The following is a 21,221-nucleotide window of genomic DNA, read 5'->3' as shown; positions in this document are numbered from 1 at the left end:
ACTTTTGCAACTCTAACTGTGATCACAGATCACGGCAAGCGACACAAGGCCGCTTCTCAGGCGAACCATGCGGCGCTGGCCGAAAGAAGAAACTGCCGCAGCTCACGCGGCCGTACCAGGGAGATGAAGGCCGATGTCCAATAATAATCAATTCACGCGCCGCAGCCTGTTGAAGACCGCCGGCGGCATTGCCCTGGTGTCGGGCATCTCCGCGCCGGCGATCTTGCGCGCACAGACAGCCGAGGTCATCAGGATCGGCCATCTGACGCCGCGCACCGGTTTTCTCGGACCGCTCGGCGAATACGCCGCGATGGCGGCCGATCTTGCGGTCGAGGAGATCAACGCCGCGGGCGGCATGATGGGCCGCAAGGTGGAACTGTTGAAGGAGGATTCGGTCAATCCGCAGACCGCATCCACCAAGGCCGAGCGCATGATCGAGCGCGACAAGGTGGCCTGCATCATCGGCGAGATTTCATCCGCCTCGTGCCTGACCATCGCGCAGGTCGCCTCGCGCACCAAGACCCTGTACATCAACACCGGCGGCAATTCGGACGCGCTGCGCGGCAAGGATTGCCAGCGCTATATGTTCCACGTCGAGTCGCAGAATTCGATGTATGTGAAGACCGTCGGCCGCTCGTTCCTGCGCGACGGCCTGGTCAAGGGCAAGAAGTGGTACTCGCTGACGGCGGATTATTCCTTCGGCCACGACCTGCTGAAGGTTTCAAAGCGCTTCATGGAAGCCAATGGCGGCCAATTCGTCGGTGACGATCTGGTGCCGACCGACGCCGCCGATTTCTCCGCCTATCTGTTGAAAATCCGCGAAGCCAAGCCCGATCTGGTCGCGATCAATCTCGCCGGCAACCAGACCACCAACTTCCTCAAGCAGTATGCCGAGTTCGGCCTGACCATCCCGGTCGGCGGCTTTGGTTTCGACACCGCGTTGGCCTGGGCCGCCGGCAAGGGCAACTTCGTCGGCACCTGGCCGGTGGTCTGGCATCACCAGCTCGACACCCCCGGCAGCAAGGCGTTCGTGGCGGCCTTTACCAAGAAATACAACAAGCCGCCGGAGAACCAGGCCTGGGGCGACTACATCGCCATCAAGATCGTGGCGCAGACCATCAATGAGCTGAAATCGGCGGAATCGCCCAAGATCATCCAGCACTTCGAGAAGGGCGCGAAGTTCGACCTGCTGAAGACCCGGCCCGGCTATTTCCGCGCATCGGATCATCAATTGATGCACGAAATGTACGCGGTCACCGCACTTCCAGCCGACAAGATCAAGAACCAGTGGGACATCTTCGCTTCCAGCCCGGCGGTGCCCGGCCCCAACGAGGATCTCGAAGTGATCGCCGCTACCAAGGAAGAGAACAGCTGCACGTTCCCGAGCTAACCAACTGACATCAGCGTCTCTCCGGAATTCCGGGGAGACGCTGTTTTTCCTCCGCCTTCCCCTCATAGATCTCCCTGGCGCGCAGCCCGCGCGTATTCCAGCAGCGGGACCACAGCCATGTCCGCCATGTTGTTAGCCCAGCAAATCCTCAACGGCCTGCTCGACGGCGTCTATTACCTCTTGATCGCACTCGGCCTGTCGCTGATCTTCTCGCTCGGCGGCATCGTCAATCTCGCGCACGGCGCGTTCTATGCGATCGGCGCCTATCTCACGCTGGTGCTGTCGCCCTGGCTCGGCTTCGGCGGCTCGTTCGTGGCAGCGCCCGTGGCGGTGGCGATGCTCGGCATCGTTATCGAGCGCACGCTGTTCCGCCGCTTCTATCGCTCCGACCCGATCCTCTCGCTCCTGATGACATTCGGCCTCGCCATGGTGGCGGAGCAGGCGCTGCGGATGATCTTCGGCGCCCCGCCTCTGTCCTATTCGATCCCGCCATGGCTGCGCGGACAGGTTGCGATCGGCAGCTTCATCTATTCGTTCTATCGCGTGGTGCTGCTCGGCATCGCCGCGACCTGCATCGCCGGACTGTGGCTGCTGCTGCAGAAGACTTCCTTCGGCCGCGTGGTGCGCGCCGGCGTGCAGAACCCCGACATGGTCGGCGCGCTCGGCATTTCGCTGCAGCCCTATATGTCCGCGGTGGCGGCGCTCGGCATCGGGCTTGCCGGCTTCGCCGGCGTGCTGCTGGCGCCCATCTATTCGATTCATCCGGCGATGGGCCAGGAAATCATCACGCCGGCCTTCGTCGTCGTGGTGATCGGCGGGCTGGGATCGTTCTGGGGCGTGGTTGCCGCGGCGCTGCTGGTCGGCCTCGTCAAGGGCGTGATGGTCGGCATCGGCTATTCCGCGGCATCGACCGCGGCGATCTACCTGCTGATGCTGCTGGTGTTGCTGTTCCGGCCACGCGGCCTGTTCGGCGAACGCATCACGCGGTTCGAGTGAGGCGCCGATCATGATGAAGCGCCTGCCGATTCCACTGTTGATCGCCGCCCTCGGACTGCTTGTGCTGCCGCCGCTGCTGCTCGCGCTCGGCCTCACCATGACCTCGGCGACCGAGGTCGTCACCTATGCGCTGGCCTGCATGGCGCTGAACATCCTGGTCGGCCATACCGGCCTGGTGTCGTTCGGCCATGGCGCCTGGTTCGGCCTCGCCGCCTATGCGGCGGCGCTGGTCCAGCGCAATGTGATGCCGGGCTCGTTCTTCGGTCCCACCATCGCCGGCGTGCTGATCGTCACCGCCATCGCCGCCACGTTCGGCTTCCTGATCCTGCGGCGGCGCGGGGTATATTTCTCGCTGCTGACGCTGGCGCTGGCGGCGATGCTGTACGCGGTCGCGTTCCGCTGGACCGACGTCACCGGCGGCGAGAACGGCCTCGGCGGCATCACGCGGCCGACGCTGCTCGGCGTCGATCTGGAATCCTCCACGAATTACTACTGGTTCGTCGCTGCAATCGCCTTCCTGGTGCTGATCCTGCTATGGCGCTTCCATAACTCGACGGTCGGCAGCGTGCTGGTGGCGATCCGCGAGAACGAGCAACGCGCGCGTTTCCTCGGCTATCCGACCAACCGCTACAAGCTCGCCGCTTTCGTGCTGTCGGCCGGGATCACCGGGCTTGCCGGCATCCTGCTGCTTTACCAGAACCGCATGACCTCGGCCGATCCGATCTCGGTCTCGTTCTCCGGCGATCTCCTGGCCATGGTCGTGATCGGCGGCATGCGCAGTTTCCTGGGACCCGCGCTCGGCGCGCTGTTCTTCATCCTGTTCCGCGAGTTCCTCGGCATCTACACCGAGAACTGGCTGTTCTGGTTCGGCCTGATATTCGTCAGCTTCATCGTGTTTTCGCCGACCGGTCTGGTCGGCGTCGGCGAACAGCTGATCGCGCCGTTCCGCAAGAAGACGACCGAAGACGCCGCGATGTCGGCGCGCCGCATCGAAGCGCTGCCGCTGCCGGAATTCCTGCGACCCAAATCCCACATCGCAGGGCCGGTGCTGTCGGCCCGACACATCGTCAAGAATTTCGGCGGCATCAGGGCGGTGCAGGGGATCGACATCAGGATTGCCGACCGCACCCTGCATGCACTGATCGGGCCCAACGGCGCCGGCAAGACCACTGCGTTCAACCTCTTGTCCGGCATGTTCCCGCCGGACCAGGGCACCGTATCGCTGATGGGCCAGCCGATCGCCGGCGAAACGCCGGAGGAGATCGCCCGCGCCGGCATCGGCCGCTCGTTCCAGATCACCAACCTGTTTCCGGCCCTGAGCGTCGGCGAAAACATCAGGCTTGCGGTGCAGGCGCGGCATCCCCGCCGCTTCGATCCCCTCGCGAACGCGCTGTCGATCGATGCGATCAACGTCGAGACCGACGCCACCATCCGCTATCTCGGCCTTGCCGGCATCGAGAAGGCCGAAGCGGGCAACTTGTCCTATGGCGGCCAGCGGCTGCTCGACATGGGCGTGGCGCTTGCGACCGCGCCCCGCGTGCTGCTGCTCGACGAACCGCTCGCCGGCCTTGCCGCGGCGGAGCGCGAGCGGATCGGCGCCATCATCAAGCGGATATCGTCGGATCTGCCGGTGCTGCTGGTCGAACACGATATCGACCGGGTATTCCAGCTCGCCGACCATGTCACGGTCATGAATGAAGGCCGGGTGCTGCTTGACGGCACCGTCGAGGAAGCCCGTACCAGCCCGAAGGTGCAGGAAGTCTATATCGGCTCCGGCGCGACGGAAATTGCCGCGCGCCCGCGCGAAACCGCCGCCCGCGTCAACGCGCTGCTGACGGTCGGCAACGTCGACACGTTCTACGGCAAGAGCCACATCCTCAACGACGTCAATTTCACGCTGCACGAGAACGAGATCATCGCGCTGTTGGGCCGCAACGGCGCCGGCAAGTCGACGCTGCTGAAGACGCTGGTCGGCATCGCGCCGGCATCGAACGGGTCGATCAAACTCGCCGACAGCGAGTTGATCGGCCATTCGTCGGCGCAGAATGCGCGGCTCGGCATCGGCTACGTGCCGCAGGGCCGCGGCCTGTTCGCCGGCATGAGCGTGGAACAGAACCTCGAGCTTGGCGGGCTGAAGCGCCAGACCGGCAACGGCGTGCACTGGACGCGGGAGCGCATCTACGAATATTTCCCGCGGATTCGCGAACGACTCGACAGCCCCGCCGACTATCTTTCCGGCGGCGAGCAGCAGATGGTCGCGGTCGCTCGCGCGCTGTCGGGTGACGTCCGGGTGTTGCTGCTCGACGAACCCTTCGAGGGCCTCGCGCCGACCGTGGTGGAGCAATTGTTCGAGACCTTCGACCGGCTGCGCAAGGAAATCGCCATCATCATCGTCGATCACCATCTCGATCTGGCGCTGGCGTTGTCCGATACTACGGTGGCGCTGGAGCGCGGCCGGGTGATCCACCAGGGGCCGTCGAAGGACCTGCGCGACGATCTCGACTTGCGCCGCAAGGTGCTCTGGCTGTGAGATGAGGGCTGTGAGAAGGAAAAATGGCAAGCACTGAACGCAACGTCGCCATCGTCGGAAGCGGCCTGATCGGACGCGCCTGGGCCACCATCTTCGCGCGTGCGGGGTGGAACGTGCGACTCACCGATCCGCATGTTCCGACACTGAAGGCGGCGCCCCGCCTGATCCGCGACGAGTTGCAGGCGCTGGCCCGCCATGGCCTCGCCGACGATCCCGACGGCGCCGTCGCGCGGATCTCGATTGCGGGAAGCCTGCAGGAAGCGCTGCTGGACGTCGAATTCGTCCAGGAAAACGGTCCGGAGATCGTCGAGGACAAGAAGGCCATCTTCGCCCAGCTCGACAAGCTCGCGCCATCAGACGCGCTGCTGGTGTCCTCGACCTCGGCGATTACGGCATCGCGCTTCACCGAGACGCTGCCGGGCCGGGCGCGTTGCCTGGTCGGCCACCCCGTCAATCCGCCGCATCTGGTGCCGCTGGTCGAATTGTGCGGCGCGCCGTGGACCTCGCCCGACGCGATCGAGCGCGCGCGAAAGATCTATCGCGAGATCGGCCAGGTGCCAGTCACGATCAACCGCGAGATATCAGGCTTTGTGCTGAACCGGCTGCAGGGCGCGCTGCTGGCGGAAGCATTTCGTCTCGTCGGCGAAGGCTATATCTCCGCGGAAGACCTCGATCACACCGTCAAGGACGGCCTCGGGCTGCGCTGGTCGTTTCTCGGACCGTTCGAGACCATCGAGCTTAATGCGCCCGGCGGCATTCCCGATTATTGCGCGCGCTATACCGGATTCTACAAGGAGCTGGCCTCGGCTTGCGCCGGCCCCGAAGTCTACCAAAGCCCGAATGTGGACCGGGTGATCGCGGCGTGGCCGCATCAGCCGACGCCGGAGCGCATCGCCGCACTGACGCAGCGGCGCAACGAGCGCCTGGCGGCGCTGGCAGCCCACAAGGCTACTCAAACGTCATTCCGGGGCGTCGCGACAGCGACGAACTCTGATGTGCACTTGCACATCAAAGAATCTCGAGATTCCCCGGTGCGCAATCGCGCACCTTAGGTCTGGTCCTGCGGACCATCCCGGAATGACGAATTAGATACGACCGCGAAGAAAGTGAACAAGACATGAGCCGAAAAGTCATCATCACCTGCGCCGTGACCGGCGCGATCCACACCCCCTCGATGTCGAAGGCTCTGCCGGTGACGCCGCAGGAAATCGCCGACGCCGCGGTCGATGCCGCCGAAGCGGGTGCGGCCATCGTTCATCTGCACGCGCGCAATCCCAGGACCGGTCAGCCCGACCAGAGCCCCGAGGCCTTTGCGCCGTTCCTGAAAATCATCAAGCAGCGCTCGAACTGCGTGATCAACCTCACCACCGGCGGCGCGCCGACCATGACGGTGGACGAGCGCGTCCGCCCCGCCGCGGTCTACAAGCCGGAAGTAGCGTCGCTGAACATGGGCTCGATGAATTTTGCCTTTTTCGGCATGCTGAACCGCTTCAAGAAATTCGAGCACGAGTGGGAACTGAAGCATCTGCAGAACAAGGACATCGTGTTCCGCAACACCTTCCAGGACATCGAATATGTCCTGAAGACGCTGTCGGAGACCGGCACCCGCTTCGAATTCGAGTGCTACGACACCGCGCATCTCTACAACCTCAACTACTTCCTCGAGCAGGGCATGGTGAAGCCGCCTTTGTTCGTGCAGACCGTGTTCGGCCTGCAGGGCGGCACCGGCGCGCATCCGGAAGACGTGCTGCACATGAAGCGCACCGCCGACCGGCTGTTCGGCGACAAGATGGTGTGGTCCGTGCTGGGCGCAGGCCGCAACCAATTGCCGATCGCGGCGATGGCCGCCGCCATGGGCGGCAACATCCGCGTCGGGCTCGAGGATTCGCTGTGGGCGGCGCCCGGACGGATGGCGGCCTCAAACGCCGAGCAGGTAACGCTCGCGCGCAAGATCATCGAGGGGCTGGGCCTCGAGGTGGCGACCTCGGACGAGGCCCGCGAGATTCTCGACCTGAAGGGCGGCGACAAACTGGAGGTTTGACCGGTTCGTCAAGCCTGCAGCGCCAACCCAGCACCCGACGTCTGCGGAAGTGGCCGCTGCTGCATGTGTTCGTGACCGGCATATATTGAGTGCGGATCGAGAGGCGCGGCGTTGAGCCCCGCCTTTCGACGCGATACGCAATTCTGTCAGAAGGCAACCCCAAGGCGGCGGCCGGAGTTCCAGACAATCCGGCAACGCTTCCTGGTGCCGCCGAATAGCAGCTCAAATCGATTGGGCAATCTGGGCTGTCCGAACACTTCGAGGCACGCGCCGCCAGGGGAATAGTCTATGACCCTGCAATCAATGACGGGATCCTTCGGGCCAACGATCAATTTGGCCACATCGGCATTTCTGCCTGTCGGCCGCACTCGTGTGAAGCGTCTCGGGTGCATCGCTGCTTCCTGTGACTGAATCTCACACACAGTTTCGCAGAATGGTCTAAACGCTTCGTGGAGCTTTATGGTTAGGAAAATGCATAGGGTGCACTTGCCTTCTTATCCTGGGATAACACGTCCCACGACAAGTCTCATCGCCCGAGGCAGGTGATCGCAGCCTCATTGCACGGCTTCAAGATGACCAGCTTGATCGAGGAATCACTGGCGGCGAGGAAGGTTGTTTGACGAAATTTCAGCAAGCCCCACTGGGGATGATTGTATGACTTTTCGATCCCGTCCGAAGACAGAACCCGCTGTTCTTGCCACAATCTCCGAAAGTGATCCGACTCCTCGCTTAGCTTGCTGACCAGATCAAGCATCTTCTGATCATCAATATACTTGCCGAAATCAACCCGGAACTGTGCCAGGAGGCTGCGCGCCCGAGGCTCCCAATCGACGACGAGCGTTCTCGCATTCAAATTGAGAAACATAAGTCGCAGCAAGTTCCTTTCCGGATCGTTCAGCCATGGCGGGAACAGTTCCGCCAATTCGTCATTCCAGAACAGCATCGTCCAATATCTGTCGAGCACAAAGGCCGGGTACGAGATGGAACGGACACAGCTCTCGATCGTTTTGCCGACGAGATCATCGGCGAAGTTCGAAGCATCGTTCGGATCAACTCGTCGGCCCAATTCGAAAAGGTAAGCCCGCTCTGCGGGTGCCAACTGCAGCACGTCGGCAATGCGTCCGAGCGCAGCGCTGGAAGGCGCTACTTCCTTTCCCTGCTCCAGCCGCGTGTACCAGGTAGAGCTAATCGCCGCCATCTCAGCAACTTCTTCGCGGCGAAGTCCTACCGTTCTTCGTCTCCGTTCGCCGACGTGCTTGTCATCGACTGGCTTGACGATCGACTCGCGATGCTTGCGCAGGAATTCGGCAAGAGCTCGTTGTCGCACCGCAGTGCGTATCATAGGATATTTTGTCCCTCCATAATCTTCCGGAGAGCTTCCCATCTCAAGTTCCCCGAGCGCAGACTAAATTACTTTTCACAATTGGCACTGATGAAAATCGACGTAGTCGAGGTAATTTACCGTACGTTGTAGTTTAGAGAGCATCCTATGGAAATTGTCGAGTTCTAGTTGTGAATACGGCTCCCGCCGGGGCTGCATAGCGTAGCAAGGGCAACGATGCCCGCTGCGGACAATTTTGGATAGCAGTCCTGCAAGACGCCGGCGCCTCACATTTGTCCGACGGCCTTGCCGCGCTGCCGATCGGGAGAATCGAGACCAGAAGGCAGGATACGAAGAGCACAAGATTGATTTCGCGAAGCCGTCGAAATCAAACGCCCCGCGACTGCGGCGATTTTTCGCAGCTCTGCGAAGTAAATGCGAGGAGCGCCTGACGAGGATATTTTATCGATCGGATTTTGCAGATGGCTTTTGGAGACAGAAAGAGCGAGCGCGTCAATTTCGAACGCGGCATCCATGTTTATGTCATGGGAATTGACGGCACCTGGCGGCGAGACTGCGTGATGATCGACGTTTCACAGACCGGCGCGCGCCTGTGCATCGATGGGTCCATCGAGGGATTGGACCTCAAGGAATTTTTCCTGCTGCTTTCGTCCACGGGCAGCGCGTTCCGCCGCTGCAAACTGGTGCGGGTCGCCGGCGACCAGATCGGTGTCGAATTCCTGGAGCGGAAGCTCATCCGGAAGAAACCTCTGAAACCCCAAACAACCAACGAGCCAGCCTGAGATGAGCGACCCACACAAGATAACCGAAATCCTTGTCTTGACCAAATCGACCGAACCGCTTTCCGGCATCGTGCAGATCAATACCGCCGATGAAGAAATACGATTCGAAATCACGGAGGATCTGGCCCACCAGATATGCACCGAACTCGAACGCTTTCTTACACGATGACTGCAATCATCATCACTTTGGATGACGACAGACAGAAGTGAGACCTGACGTCCATGCCCGTTCATGTTGTCGCAGATACCGTTAGCAAGCTTACGGGCCTCCGCGCCATGCTGGAGCAGCATTACGCCGTAACAACCGAGTTGCTGAACGACGCTAGCACTCGACGCAACGAATCCGATGCCGTCGTCGTCACGGCGGACCTGCGGGCCGTTGACAATATTGCGGCACTTAAGGAGATGTTTGGAAAATCAAGTCACGTGCGCAGGCGCATTTTCGTCATTGATCAGAAGGCGCGCCTGTTTTCCGTTCAGGCCTATGCGCTTGGGGCGACGCGCGTACTTGTCAATCCCGTCAATCAGGCGAGCTTGCTGGCCGCACTGGTCGATACCAATCCTTCCCGGACGATCTCTACCGAGGCTTTGCCGGGCGCCTGCGAAGCCGCGACGGCTGGTGCGACCGCCCTGTCCTCGATGTTCTCGGCAGTGTTGAGCGGCAAGGCCATCGATATCAGGGGCGCGAAAGGTGCCGCCGGCAAGATTGCCGACAGCATCGCTGAGGATGGGCTGTCCAGCTGGCTCGAGACGGTTCGCCGTCACCACGAGGGCACCTATCAACACTGCCTTCTGGTTACGGGCATAGCTGTCGATTTCGGACTGAGCCTGGGTGTGCCGAAAGCGGACCTCGAGCGGCTGTATTCGGCCGCGATGTTTCATGACATTGGCAAGGCCAAAATTCCGCTCGCGGTCCTGGACAAGCCTGGGCGCCTCGACGACCAGGAGCGCGCGCTGATCGAAACCCATCCCGCAGCTGGATACGACGTGCTGAAGGGGAATGCCGGCATTTCCCCGGAGATCCTTGATGCAGTGCGGCATCACCACGAATATCTCGATGGAAGTGGTTATCCCGACGCGCTTTGTAGCGGCAGCATATCCGACATCGTTCGGATACTGACCATTTCCGATATCTTTGCGGCATTGATCGAACACCGCAACTACAAGCCGACCATGCCCCGGGAACAGGCCTATGAAATCCTTCGCAGCATGGAAGGAAAGCTGGAGAGGCCGCTCGTAGCCGCATTCAGGGACGTAGCGCTGAACCGCTGAAGAGATTGGCTTGGATTACAGGTGGCGACCTCGGACGAAGGCCACGAAATTCTCGACCTGAAGGGCGGCGACAAACTGGAGGTTTGACCGGTTCCAGCAGGTCAAACCCGCTTGCGCGCTGCACCAAAATGGCCCCGCCATCGAATTAGCCGCCACGCGGAATTGCATTTAGTCCGAAGGATCGATGCCCACCCCGGCCTTGCCGGTGTCCGTAGCGGGTGAAGTTGTCGTATTTTTGTAGCTCGTGATCTGTCGCCTTCGTTATTGAGTTTCGGAGGAGCCGGAAGGCGTGGACGGTTCCGCCGGTTTGGTCATGCCATGGATATTGGTGGCAGGTTAGCCCCTCGGGTTGGTTTCTTTGTTTGACTTGAAGCCCGTTTCTCCGCCCCGACCCGCGCTATCTCGACGGCGGCGCGCGCAGGAGCGGTCAAGGACGCGCACTTGCGCGCCCGTAAGGGCTTGTCCTTGACGGCTCCGAGCACGCTGCCAGGCTGAGGCGCGTCGGGGCTGATCTGCTGTCCATCGGCGGCAAACCTCGCCAATCGGTGCGGGCCAAGGAACACGCCCACGGTGCCATCGGGATACCCGTGAACCCGCACCACGGCCTTGACGAAGTGGGGCCTGAGCCGGCTCTCCGGCAACTGCAGCCGCCGGCCGCTCCATGCGATCGTGTTGTCGTTGGCGACGGTTCGCTCTTCGATCACGCACAGCGCTTCGCGCCAGGCCTCGTGCCGGTCGGCTACGAACGCCGTGCCTTGCTGTTCGGCCACGATCGCAAACGCCGCATTATGCTCGGCGATGTAATGCGCCTTCAACCACGCATTGGCGGCCTCGACCGTCCTGATCCCGGCGAGCCGCAGATCCTTCGGCAGCCGGCCCTGCAGCGTGCCGAACACCCGCTCTGAACGCCCGCGCGCCTGCGGCGAATAGGCCGCGATATGCTCGATCCCAAGATGCGATAAAGCCCGTCCCACCTGGGTTTGTTGCGTCTTCGAGACCTTCGCGCCGGCCTTCGGGGTGTAGAAGTAATGGCTGCCGCGATCGGTGTAGAGCGCGCAGAACAGACCACGCTCGCCAATCACCTCGCCCAAGGCCCGGAACGTCGACGCCGTCCCTTCTTCCTCGACCAGCAGCATCGAGTAGATCTCGCTCGTCGCATCGTCCATCGTGACGATCAGGTCCATCGCCGGCAGACCTTCGATCCAGACGTGGCGCGACCCGTCCTGGTGAAGCAGCATGCCCCGAAGCGGCCGGCGCGGACGCTTCTTGCGGTGCGCCGAACGCTTCGGCGCCTTCTGCACCAAGCCCGCAGCATGCAAGGCCAGCTTCGTCACCGTGTAGCCCAGCACATAGCCATGTCGCTTTTGCAGCTGCTCGTGGAAGTGCTTCACCGTGAAATCGGCGTACTTGTCCCGGAACAGCCCCAGCATCCGCTCCAGCTCTTCCTCCGGCGCACGCCTCGGTGATCGCCGGCCCATGCGCCGGTCGACCAGCCCGTCATCGCCCTCCGCCTCAAAGCGTTCCGCCCAACGTTGGAACGTCCGCACGTTGATCCCCAGAAGCTCAGACGCCGCCTCCTGCGTCAGCTCCTTCGCCTCAGTCCGATCCAGCAAACTCGAAAACCGCATCCGTCGTACACCCTCGTGAATGGATGCCGTGCCCATCGTGCCCCCTTTGTTCCGGGGCACCAAAAACACGACACTTCACGAGCTACAAACAGGCGACAGATCACGAGCTACTGACACACCCCGGCCTTGCCGGTTGCGTGGACGCATCGTCATGGGTAACCTCCTGCGCAATCGGCCCGATGAGGCTGAAATATGAGGGAGGGGAACATGCGGAGCGTCCGTGCGCTTGCTGCCGTCGTGGCGTCGTTGCTGACTGTCTCTGGTTTTGCGCTCGCCGGCGAGCCGAAGCAGGGCGGTATCCTGAAGGTCTATCACCGCGACAGTCCGGCCAGCGCCTCGATCCACGAGGAGGCGACCTTCTCGGTCAACGGTCCCTTCATGGCGGTCTTCAACAATCTCGTCATGTACAAGCAGGACGTGAAGCAGAACAGCCTGGAGTCGATCGTCCCTGATCTTGCGGAGAGCTGGGCCTGGGCCAACGGCGGCAAGACCCTCAATTTCAAGCTCAGGCAGGGCGTCAAATGGCACGACGGCAAGCCTTTCACGTCCGCCGACGTCAAATGCACATTCGACATGCTGATGGGCAAGTCCGAGCAGAAGTTCCGCAAGAACCCGCGCAAATCCTGGTATAATCAGGTTGCCGACATCACGCCGAACGGCGACTTCGAGGTCGCGTTCAACCTGAAGCGGCCGCAACCGGCGCTGCTGGCGCTGCTGGCCTCGGGCTATACGCCGGTTTATCCCTGCCATGTTTCGCCCGGCGACATGCGCACCAAGCCGATCGGCACCGGTCCATTCAAGTTCGTCGAGTTCAAGGCCAACGAATCGATCAAGATCACCCGCAATCCGGATTACTGGAAGAAGGGCCTGCCTCATCTCGACGGCATCGAGTACACCATCATCACCAACCGTTCGACCGCCATTCTCGCCTTCATTGCCGGGAAGTTCGATATGACGTTCCCGACCGAGGTATCGATTCCGCTTCTCAAGGACGTCAAGACGCAGGCGCCGAACGCGGTATGCGTGGTCGAGCCGGTCAACGTCAGCACCAATATCATCGTCAACTCGTCCTCGCCGCCCTTTGACAATCTGGACATTCGCCGCGCGATGGCATTGGCGCTCGATCGCAAGGCGTTCATTTCGATCATGTTCCAGGGTCAGGCCGATATCGGCGGCACCATGCTTCCCGCGCCGGGCGGGTTGTGGGCCATGCCGAAGGAAATGCTGGAATCGATTCCGGGTTACGGCCCCGATATCAACGCCAACCGGGAAACGGCGCGCAAGCTGATGGAGAAAGCGGGCTATGGACCGGAGAAGCGCCTCGCGGTCAAGATCGCGACCCGCAACATTCCGATTTACCGCGATCCCGCCGTCATCCTGATCGATCAGCTCAAAGGCATCTATATCGATGGCGAGCTTGACGTGGTCGAGACCGCCAACTGGTTCTCGAAAGTCGCGCGCAAGGATTATTCGCTCGGCCTCAACCTGACCGGCAATGCCGTCGACGATCCCGACCAGTCGTTCTACGAGAACTATTCCTGCGGTTCGGAGCGCAACTACACCAACTATTGCAACAAGGACATCGAGAAGCTGATCGACCAGCAATCCCAGGAGGCCGACGCCGCCAAGCGCAAGAAACTGGTCTGGGAAATCGACAAGAAGCTTCAGGAGGACGTCGCCCGTCCCATTATCTACCACAGCCGCGCCGGTTCGTGCTGGCAGCCCTACGTCAAGGGCATCACCATCATGGTGAACAGCTCCTACAATGGCTACCGCTACGAGGATGTGTGGATGGACAAGTAGCATCCGCCGTCAGCGGAAGAATCTGCCAGCCACTCATCCGCGTTAACGGGAGCAGCCAGGTTGTTTGCTTATATCGTGCGGCGCCTCGCCTTGATGCTCGTGACCCTGTTCGGGATCTCGGTCATCATCTTCGTGCTGCTGCGCGTCGTGCCGGGCAATATCGTCGACATCCTGTTTGACGCCGCGGGTTTCGTCGACCAGGCCGACAAGGCCAACCTGGAAAAAGAGCTCGGCCTCAGCCAGCCGATTGCGGTGCAGTATATGCAGTGGATCGGCGGGCTTCTGCATGGCGACCTCGGCTATTCCTACGTTTCCGAGAAGCCCGCGCTGCAGGAGATCCTGCCGCGGATTCCGATCACCGCGCGGCTGGCCGGCCTCGCGCTGTTGTTCTCCGCCTCGATCGGCATTCCCCTCGGCGTCATCAGCGCGGTCCATCAGGGCACGCGGCTCGATTATGCCCTGCGCGTCGTCAGCCTGAGCGGCCTGTCGCTGCCGTCGTTCTGGCTCGGCCTGCTGATCCTGATGGCGTCGGTCTCGCTGTTCGGATCGATGCCGATCTTCAACCCGAACCCGGCAACATGGACCGAGGCCTTCGCGATCTATTGCGTGCCGGCGATGGCGGTCGGCTTTCGCAGCGCCGCGCTGACCATGCGAATTACCCGCTCCTCGATGCTCGAAATCCTGCGGCAGGATTACATCCGCACCGCGCGCGCCAAGGGCGCTTCCGAAACGGCGGTGAACTATCATCACGCGCTCAAGAATGCCATCCTTCCTGTCATCACCGTGATCGGCATCGAGGCGGCGTTCCTGATCGGCGGATTGATCGTCACCGAAACGGTGTTCAATATTCCCGGCGTCGCCCGCTTCCTGGTCGAGGCGCTGCGCTGGCGCGACTATCCGATCGTGCAAAATCTCGTGATGCTGATCGCGGTCGTGGTCGTGGTCGCCAACTTCACCGTCGACATGCTCTACGCAGCGATCGATCCACGTATCCGGTATACGGACTGACTTTCAGGAAGATTTGGAGACACCGTTTGGCCGTTATCAACTACGACAGCGAACTGAGGCGCGCCGGCGCTCATGCAACGCACGGCTGGCGCCGGCTGGCGTTCCTCGGGCAGCGGTACCTGCTCGGCACCATCGGCCTGTTCATCATGCTGACATTCGTGTGGGTGGCGGCGGCGGCCGACCTGATCTGCCGCTTCGATCCGCTCAGCGTCGATTCCGCGCATCGCCTGGCGGCCCCCAGTGCGCAGCATTGGTTGGGAACCGACTCGTTCGGCCGCGACGTCTGGAGCCGGATCGTGCACGGCGCGCGCATATCGCTGGCCGTTGGTATCGGCTCGACGGCGCTGGGATCGTCGATCGGCGTGCTGGTCGGGCTCGTGTCCGGCTATCTGTCGGGCTGGGTCGATCTGGTGTTCCAGCGGGTGACCGACATTTTGCAGGCGCTGCCGCTCCTGGTCCTCGCCCTCGTCATGACCGCGGCGCTGGGACCGTCGCTCCCCAACGTGATCCTGGCGATCGCAATCCCGCTGATCCCGACCGTCGCCCGCGTGATCCGCGCCAATACGCTGGCGCTGCGCGAGCTGCCGTTCGTCGAAGCCGCCAAATCGATCGGGATGAGCGAAACGCGCATCGCGATACGCCATGTGCTGCCCAACACGCTGGCGCCGCTGATCGTGCTGGCCACCGCACAGCTCGGCTCCACCATCCTCACCGAGGCCTCGCTGTCGTTTCTCGGCCTCGGTATTCCCGAACCCTACCCGTCGTGGGGACGCATGCTGTCCGAATCGGCAGCGGAGTATGTCCGCACCGCGCCGTGGCTGGTGATCTTCCCCGGCATCGCCATCAGCCTCGCGGTGTTCGGCACCAATCTGTTCGGCGACGCGCTGCGCGATATTCTCGATCCGAGGCAGCGCGGCTGATGACCGAAATGCAAGCGGAAGAAGCGGTTCTCGACGTGAAGAACCTGCAGACGGTGTTCTTCACGAACTCCGGACTGTTCAAGGCGGTCGACGACGTCTCCTTCAGCGTCCGCCGCGGCGAGACGCTGGCGATCGTCGGCGAGTCTGGCTGCGGCAAGAGCGTGACCGCGCTGTCGGTGATGCGGCTGGTGCCCGATCCGCCCGGCCGCATCGTCGGCGGATCGGTGACGCTGGAAGGAACCGATCTGCTCGATCTCGACGATGCCGCGATGCGCGCGATCCGGGGCAATCGCATCTCGATGATCTTCCAGGAGCCGATGACCTCGCTCAACCCGGTGATGCGGATCGGCGACCAGATCACCGAAGCGGTGCGGCTGCATCGGAAGACGACCGGCAAGGAGGCATGGGCCAAGGCCGTCGAAATGCTGCGCCTGGTCCGGATTCCGGAACCGGAGCGAAGGGCAACCGAGTATCCGCATCAGCTTTCCGGCGGCATGCGCCAGCGCGCGATGATCGCGATGGCGCTGGCGTGCCGGCCGGCGCTGTTGATCGCGGACGAGCCGACCACCGCGCTCGACGTCACCATCCAGGCCCAGATCCTGGCGCTGATCGTCGAACTGCAGAAGGAACTCGGCACCGGGCTGATCCTGATCACGCACGATCTCGGCGTCGTCGCGCAGACGGCGCAGCGCGTCATTGTCATGTATGCCGGCAAGAAGGTCGAGGAGGCCACCGTCGAGGCGCTGTTCGAAAGCCCCAGGCATCCCTACACCCGCGGCCTGATGGCATCGATGCCGGCCGTGATTGCGCTCGGCTCGAAGAACGATGCCCGGCTGGTGGAAATTCCCGGCATGGTGCCGTCACTGACCAACCTGCCGGCGGGTTGCGCCTTCGCGCCGCGCTGCGGGCTGGCAGTCGACCGTTGCCGCGCCGAATATCCGCCGTTGCAGGACTGGGGCGACCACCATTTTGCGGCGTGCTGGCGCGCGGCGGAAACGGCGGTGCCGCTATGACCGACGCGCGTCCCCTGCTCGAGGTCACCGACCTCGTCAAACATTACGCGGTGCGGGGCGGCATCCTGCGCCGCCGCGTCGGCACGGTGCATGCCGTCGACGGCGTCAGCTTTTCGGTCGGGGTCGGCGAAACACTGGGGATGGTCGGCGAATCCGGCTGCGGCAAATCGACGGTCGCGCGCAGCGTGCTGCGGCTGGTCGAGCCGACCAGCGGCAGCATCCGTCTCAATGGCGTCGACGTCACCCACCTCGGCAAGACGGATCTGCGTCCGCACCGCCGTTCGATGCAGATCGTGTTCCAGGACCCGTTCGCATCGCTGAACCCGCGCATGACGGCGGGCGATATCGTCGGCGAGCCGCTCAGCGTGCACGGGCTGGCATCGGGCCGCCAAAAGCAGGAACGGGTCGCCGAACTGTTCCAGCAGGTGGGCTTAAGGCCGGACCAGATGAACAACTATCCGCACCAGTTCTCCGGTGGCCAGCGGCAGCGCATCTGCATCGCCCGCGCGCTGTCGCTCGGACCAAGCCTGATCGTGTGCGACGAGCCGGTATCGGCGCTCGACGTCTCGATCCAGGCCCAGGTGATCAATCTCTTGATCGATCTGCAGCGCAAGCACGGCTTCTCCTATCTGTTCATCGCCCACGACCTCGCCGTGGTCGCCCATATCAGCCATCGCGTCGCCGTGATGTATCTCGGCCGCATCGTGGAAGTCGCCGAAAAAGCCGAGCTGTTCGCCAACCCGCGCCATCCCTATACCCAGGCCCTGCTGTCGTCGGTTCCGGTGGCCAATCCGAAGACGAGGCGGCTGAAGCCGCTGATCGACGGCGACGTGCCGAGCCCGATCAATCCGCCCTCCGGCTGCGCCTTCCACACCCGCTGCCGCTACGTGATGGACCGCTGCAAGGTCGAGCGTCCCGTACTGGCGGAAGCCGGGACCAAGCACCAGGTGGCGTGTTTCCTCAATGAGGGCACGGGGCGAGAGGCTGAAATCGTTCTATCAACGTCGTCCCGGCCTTGAGCCGGGACCCATATGTGGACGGCCCCCGTGCCACAAGAGTTTTTTGAGGTCTGATCGGATCGCTTGCATCCATATGTCCGGCCTGTTGGTGCGGTCGCTTGGACCGCTGGCCAAGATGGCTTCCGCGACGCGAGTTCCAAACAACCACACGACCTGTCTTGGGCCAATGGGTCCCACGGATTGTCTCGCACCTCGGATCGATCGATCCTACCATCTGCTCCTCTTGCAGCTCCGGCTCAGCCGATAAGACGAACTTACCGGCTGATCTCTTAGGCGGCTGACGCCGATGCCTCAGACATCCGCGCGCCGTCGTAATTATCCCCCGTAACCATCAGTTTCCAGGCGATGCGGGCAATCTTGTTGGCGAGCGCCACCGCCGCGAGTTTTGGCGGCTTGCGCTTGAGCAAAGCGATCAGCCAGGGCGATGGATGGCCACGGCCGTACTTCGCCTGCTGAATCACGGCGGTCGCTCCTGCCACCAGCACGCTGCGCAACCTCTCATCGCCGGCACGGGTGATCTTGCCGAGCCGGGTTTTGCCGGCAGTGGAGTGGTCTTTCGGGGTCAGTCCGAGCCAGGCCGCAAAATGCCGGCCCGAGGAGAAGGCACGCGGATCAGGCGTCTTCATCACCAGCGCCGTGGCGCCGATCGGCCCGACTCCTGGAATCTTCGCCAAGCGCCGGCTATCGGCATTGCCGCGGTGCCAGGCCCTCAGCCTGGCTTCGATTGCCTTCAACTCTCCCTGCAACTGCGCGTACTCGCGGCCCTGGACCGCAAACGACTCGCGCGCCAGCGCCGGCACGCTGTCATCTTGCGCGATGCCAGCTAAAAGCGGTTCGATCTTGTCGAGGCCCTTGGCCACCGCAAGGCCGAACTCTGCCGCATAGCCCCGGATCATATTGCTGAGCTGGGTGCGACGGGCGACCATCTGCTCGCGGAGACCTGCCAGCATCAAAGCTGCCTGCTGCTCGGCCGTCTTCACTGGCACAAACCGCATCGTCGGTCGGCCCATCGCTTCACACAGCCCCTCGGCATCTCGCCCGTCGTTCTTGTTCCGCCTGACGTAAGGCTTCACGTGTTGCGGCGCGATCAGCTTCACCTCGTGGCCGAGCTTGCCAAGCTCGCGCGCCCAATAATGCGCCGCACCGCAGGCCTCGATCCCGATCACGGTCGGCGGCTGCTTGGTAAAAAATGCCACCATTTGCGCCCGGCCGAGCCGCCTGCGCAACACCGGCCGTTCGGTCGCATCAACCCCATGCAGCTGGAAAATATGCTTCGACGTATCCATGCCAATTCGGATAATCTGTTCCACGGACGGCTCCTTTGTCTGAGATTTGCAACAACCTCATTCTGGCACAACTGATGCCGTAGGGGGCCGTCCACCCCATCAACCACCGGCCTTCGTGGTTACGACAGGTCGTCGAACGGCTTTCCAAAATCGATAAATCACGCGGTATGGATCCCGGCTCGGCGCTCGCGATGCTCGCTTGGCCGGGACGACGGAGAACTATGTTGCCGCCGCCGCCTCGATCTCGACGACGATCTTCCCCGTCGTCACCTGCTCGCCCTCAGCGACATCGATGGCGGAGATGGTGCCCGCGATCCCTGCGGTGTGGACATGCTCCATCTTCATCGCTTCCAGCGTCATCACGGGCTGGCCGGCCGCGACCTTGTCGCCCGGCTTGACCAGCACCGCGACGACGCGGCCGTTCATCGCCGCGCGAACCTTGCCGTCGCCGCCGGTTGCCGCCGCCGTTGCCGGCGCGGCCAGGGTAAGATCGCGCACCGCTATGGTCGTTCCCCGGTGCAGGAAATAGAGCCGGTCGTCGTTGCGCAGGAACTTCGCGGTCTCCATCACACCGTTGCTGCGGAAGCGGATGGTATCGCCGCCGAGGTCGTCGATCTCGAAACGGTGCGCGCTGCCGCCGAGGCTTGCGACATAGCCGCCGTCGCGCTCGCGCACGACTTCGAGATCATAGTTGCCATGGTCGAGCTCCAGGCGAACGGGAAGCGGGAACGCCGTCGCCAGCGTCCGGCCCTTGCGCCACGGCGGCGCGTCAGGAGCAGTTACGTAGAGCAGCAACGCCGCCAGCGTCGCCTCGGACGACGGATCCTTTGTTCCCGCCAATAGTTCGTCGCGATGCTCTCCGATGAACGCCGTGGTGGCTTCGCCCCCCGCAAAAGCGGGATGACGCAGGCAGTCGATCAGAAATCCCTGATTGGTGGTGACGCCGAAGGCCGCGACCTGCTCGAGACCGCAAATCAGCTTGCCCCGGGCTTCGTCGCGGCTTTCGCCATGGCTGATCAGCTTGGCGATCATCGAATCGTAGAACGGCGGAATCTCGGAGCCGGATTGCAGCGCGTGCTCGACGCGGATGCCTTGCGGCATCTGCCACAGCGCCATCCGGCCGGATTGCGGCATGAAATCGTGGCCGGCATCCTCCGAACACAGCCGCACCTCGATGGCGTGGCCGGAAAACCGGATGTCTTCCTGCTTGAGCCCCAGCGGCTCGCCGCCGGCGACCCGCAATTGCAGTTCGACCAGGTCGAGCCCGGTGATCGCCTCGGTGACGGGATGCTCGACCTGCAGCCGCGTATTCATTTCCATGAAATAGAATTCGCCTGACTTATCGAGCAAAAACTCCAGCGTGCCCGCGCCTTCGTAGCCGATCGACTTGATCGCGGCCACCGCGACGGCGCCCATCCGCGCCCGCAAATCCGGCGTGACCGCCGGCGACGGTGCCTCCTCGATCAGCTTCTGGTGCCGCCGCTGCACCGAGCAGTCGCGCTCGCCGAGATGGATGGCGTTACCATGACGATCGCCGAACACCTGGATTTCGATGTGGCGGGGATCGGCGATCGCCCGCTCCAGGATCACGGTCGGGTCGCCGAACGCGCCTTGCGCTTCGGACCGCGCGCTGCGTAGCGTGTCGAGAAACATCGCTGCATCCGTGACCAGCCGCATGCCGCGCCCGCCGCCGCCCGCGACGGCCTTGATCATGACGGGAAAACCGATCCGCTCGGCTTCGGCGAACATCGCGCCGTCGCTCTGGTCGACGCCCTGATAGCCGGGCACGCAGGGCACGCCGGCCGCCCGCATGATGTCCTTGGCGCCGGCCTTGTTGCCTATCGCCTTGATGGCTTCCGGCGACGGCCCGATGAACACCAGACCCGCGTCGCGGCAGGCTTGGGCGAACTCCTCGTTCTCGGCGAGAAAGCCGTAGCCGGGATGAATAGCGTCGGCGCCGCTGGCCTTGGCCGCCGCGATAATCGCCTCGATCCGCAAATAGGATTGCGCCGGCAGTGCCTCGCCGATGCAGATGGCCTGATCCGCCTCGCGCACATGCAAAGCCTCGCGGTCGGCGTCGGAATAGACCGCGACCACGCCATAGCCGAGGCGGCGCGCGGTACGCATGATCCGCAAGCTTATCTCGCCGCGATTGGCGATCAGTATCTTGTGGAACGGCATCTTCTTCATT

Annotated in this window: 18 protein-coding genes; 13 read left to right on the top strand and 5 right to left on the bottom strand. The window is 62.8% G+C overall.

Annotation, left to right across the window (positions count from 1 at the left end; all coding sequences use genetic code 11):
- Positions 1–133: 133 nt before the first annotated feature.
- The 5 genes from KMZ29_RS03015 to kce all read left to right on the top strand — a co-directional run bounded on the left by KMZ29_RS03015 (position 134) and on the right by kce (position 6,957).
- Positions 134–1,390, top strand: a complete 1,257-nt coding sequence (locus KMZ29_RS03015; RefSeq protein WP_215622402.1) for an ABC transporter substrate-binding protein — start codon at positions 134–136, stop codon at positions 1,388–1,390.
- A gap of 117 nt (positions 1,391–1,507) precedes the next feature.
- The gene (locus KMZ29_RS03010) at positions 1,508–2,386 is read left to right on the top strand and encodes a branched-chain amino acid ABC transporter permease (RefSeq protein WP_215622401.1); all 879 of its coding nucleotides are present in this window, start codon (positions 1,508–1,510) and stop codon (positions 2,384–2,386) included.
- A gap of 10 nt (positions 2,387–2,396) precedes the next feature.
- A complete protein-coding gene (locus KMZ29_RS03005; protein WP_215622400.1) occupies positions 2,397–4,916 on the top strand; it encodes a branched-chain amino acid ABC transporter ATP-binding protein/permease in 2,520 nt (839 codons plus the stop codon).
- 23 nt (positions 4,917–4,939) lie between these two features.
- On the top strand, positions 4,940–5,968 hold the full coding sequence (locus KMZ29_RS03000) for a 3-hydroxyacyl-CoA dehydrogenase (RefSeq protein WP_215622399.1): 1,029 nt from the start codon (positions 4,940–4,942) through the stop codon (positions 5,966–5,968).
- Between the two features lie 65 nt (positions 5,969–6,033).
- A complete protein-coding gene (gene kce, locus KMZ29_RS02995) occupies positions 6,034–6,957 on the top strand; it encodes a 3,5-dioxohexanoate:acetyl-CoA acetone transferase (protein ID WP_215622398.1) in 924 nt (307 codons plus the stop codon).
- A gap of 146 nt (positions 6,958–7,103) precedes the next feature.
- Here kce and KMZ29_RS26575 read toward each other — a convergent pair whose 3' ends face one another.
- Together KMZ29_RS26575 and KMZ29_RS02990 are read right to left on the bottom strand one after the other, a co-directional pair.
- A complete protein-coding gene (locus tag KMZ29_RS26575; RefSeq protein ID WP_249779814.1) occupies positions 7,104–7,349 on the bottom strand; it encodes a PilZ domain-containing protein in 246 nt (81 codons plus the stop codon).
- A 134-nt stretch (positions 7,350–7,483) separates the two neighbouring features.
- Entirely contained in the window at positions 7,484–8,341 is an 858-nt protein-coding gene (locus KMZ29_RS02990; protein ID WP_215622397.1) for a helix-turn-helix transcriptional regulator, read from the bottom strand.
- A gap of 419 nt (positions 8,342–8,760) precedes the next feature.
- Here KMZ29_RS02990 and KMZ29_RS02985 point away from each other — a divergent pair, with 419 nt between their 5' ends.
- The 3 genes from KMZ29_RS02985 (at position 8,761) to KMZ29_RS02975 (ending at position 10,353) form a co-directional block, all read left to right on the top strand.
- Complete coding sequence (locus tag KMZ29_RS02985) at positions 8,761–9,081, top strand: PilZ domain-containing protein (protein ID WP_215622396.1); 321 nt, start codon at positions 8,761–8,763, stop codon at positions 9,079–9,081.
- A gap of 1 nt (position 9,082) precedes the next feature.
- Positions 9,083–9,250 carry a hypothetical protein gene (locus KMZ29_RS02980; protein WP_215622395.1) on the top strand — a complete coding sequence of 56 codons (168 nt, stop codon included), beginning with the start codon at positions 9,083–9,085 and terminating at the stop codon, positions 9,248–9,250.
- A gap of 107 nt (positions 9,251–9,357) precedes the next feature.
- Entirely contained in the window at positions 9,358–10,353 is a 996-nt protein-coding gene (locus tag KMZ29_RS02975; protein ID WP_369810069.1) for an HD-GYP domain-containing protein, read from the top strand.
- A 311-nt stretch (positions 10,354–10,664) separates the two neighbouring features.
- Here KMZ29_RS02975 and KMZ29_RS02970 read toward each other — a convergent pair whose 3' ends face one another.
- Positions 10,665–11,981 (bottom strand): ISNCY family transposase, encoded by a 1,317-nt coding sequence (locus tag KMZ29_RS02970; protein ID WP_215620016.1) that lies wholly within the window; start codon positions 11,979–11,981, stop codon positions 10,665–10,667.
- Positions 11,982–12,188: 207 nt separating this feature from the next.
- Here KMZ29_RS02970 and KMZ29_RS02965 point away from each other — a divergent pair, with 207 nt between their 5' ends.
- Genes KMZ29_RS02965 through KMZ29_RS02945 form a run of 5 tightly spaced genes read left to right on the top strand, consistent with a single transcriptional unit; the run spans position 12,189 to position 17,744 of the window.
- The gene (locus KMZ29_RS02965) at positions 12,189–13,784 is read left to right on the top strand and encodes an ABC transporter substrate-binding protein (protein ID WP_215622393.1); all 1,596 of its coding nucleotides are present in this window, start codon (positions 12,189–12,191) and stop codon (positions 13,782–13,784) included.
- 60 nt (positions 13,785–13,844) lie between these two features.
- On the top strand, positions 13,845–14,792 hold the full coding sequence (locus tag KMZ29_RS02960) for an ABC transporter permease (RefSeq protein ID WP_215622392.1): 948 nt from the start codon (positions 13,845–13,847) through the stop codon (positions 14,790–14,792).
- A 26-nt stretch (positions 14,793–14,818) separates the two neighbouring features.
- Positions 14,819–15,712 (top strand): ABC transporter permease, encoded by an 894-nt coding sequence (locus tag KMZ29_RS02955; RefSeq protein ID WP_215622391.1) that lies wholly within the window; start codon positions 14,819–14,821, stop codon positions 15,710–15,712.
- An 8-nt stretch (positions 15,713–15,720) separates the two neighbouring features.
- On the top strand, positions 15,721–16,725 hold the full coding sequence (locus tag KMZ29_RS02950) for an ABC transporter ATP-binding protein (protein WP_369810109.1): 1,005 nt from the start codon (positions 15,721–15,723) through the stop codon (positions 16,723–16,725).
- The gene (locus KMZ29_RS02945) at positions 16,722–17,744 is read left to right on the top strand and encodes an ABC transporter ATP-binding protein (protein WP_215622389.1); all 1,023 of its coding nucleotides are present in this window, start codon (positions 16,722–16,724) and stop codon (positions 17,742–17,744) included. Before KMZ29_RS02950 ends, KMZ29_RS02945 begins: the two co-directional genes overlap by 4 nt.
- Positions 17,745–18,013: 269 nt before the next feature.
- On the opposite strand, the gene KMZ29_RS02940 is transcribed toward KMZ29_RS02945, so the two are convergent.
- Together KMZ29_RS02940 and KMZ29_RS02935 are read right to left on the bottom strand one after the other, a co-directional pair.
- Positions 18,014–19,054, bottom strand: a complete 1,041-nt coding sequence (locus tag KMZ29_RS02940; RefSeq protein WP_215621526.1) for an IS110 family RNA-guided transposase — start codon at positions 19,052–19,054, stop codon at positions 18,014–18,016.
- A gap of 195 nt (positions 19,055–19,249) precedes the next feature.
- Positions 19,250–21,220, bottom strand: coding sequence for an acetyl/propionyl/methylcrotonyl-CoA carboxylase subunit alpha (locus KMZ29_RS02935; RefSeq protein ID WP_305855084.1), 1,971 nt, complete (start codon positions 21,218–21,220; stop codon positions 19,250–19,252).
- Between the last annotated feature and the right edge of the window lies 1 nt (position 21,221).

The sequence above is a fragment of the Bradyrhizobium sediminis genome (genome assembly GCF_018736085.1).
GTDB lineage: Bacteria > Pseudomonadota > Alphaproteobacteria > Rhizobiales > Xanthobacteraceae > Bradyrhizobium > Bradyrhizobium sediminis.
This window is presented reverse-complemented; position numbering and strand designations above follow the sequence as displayed.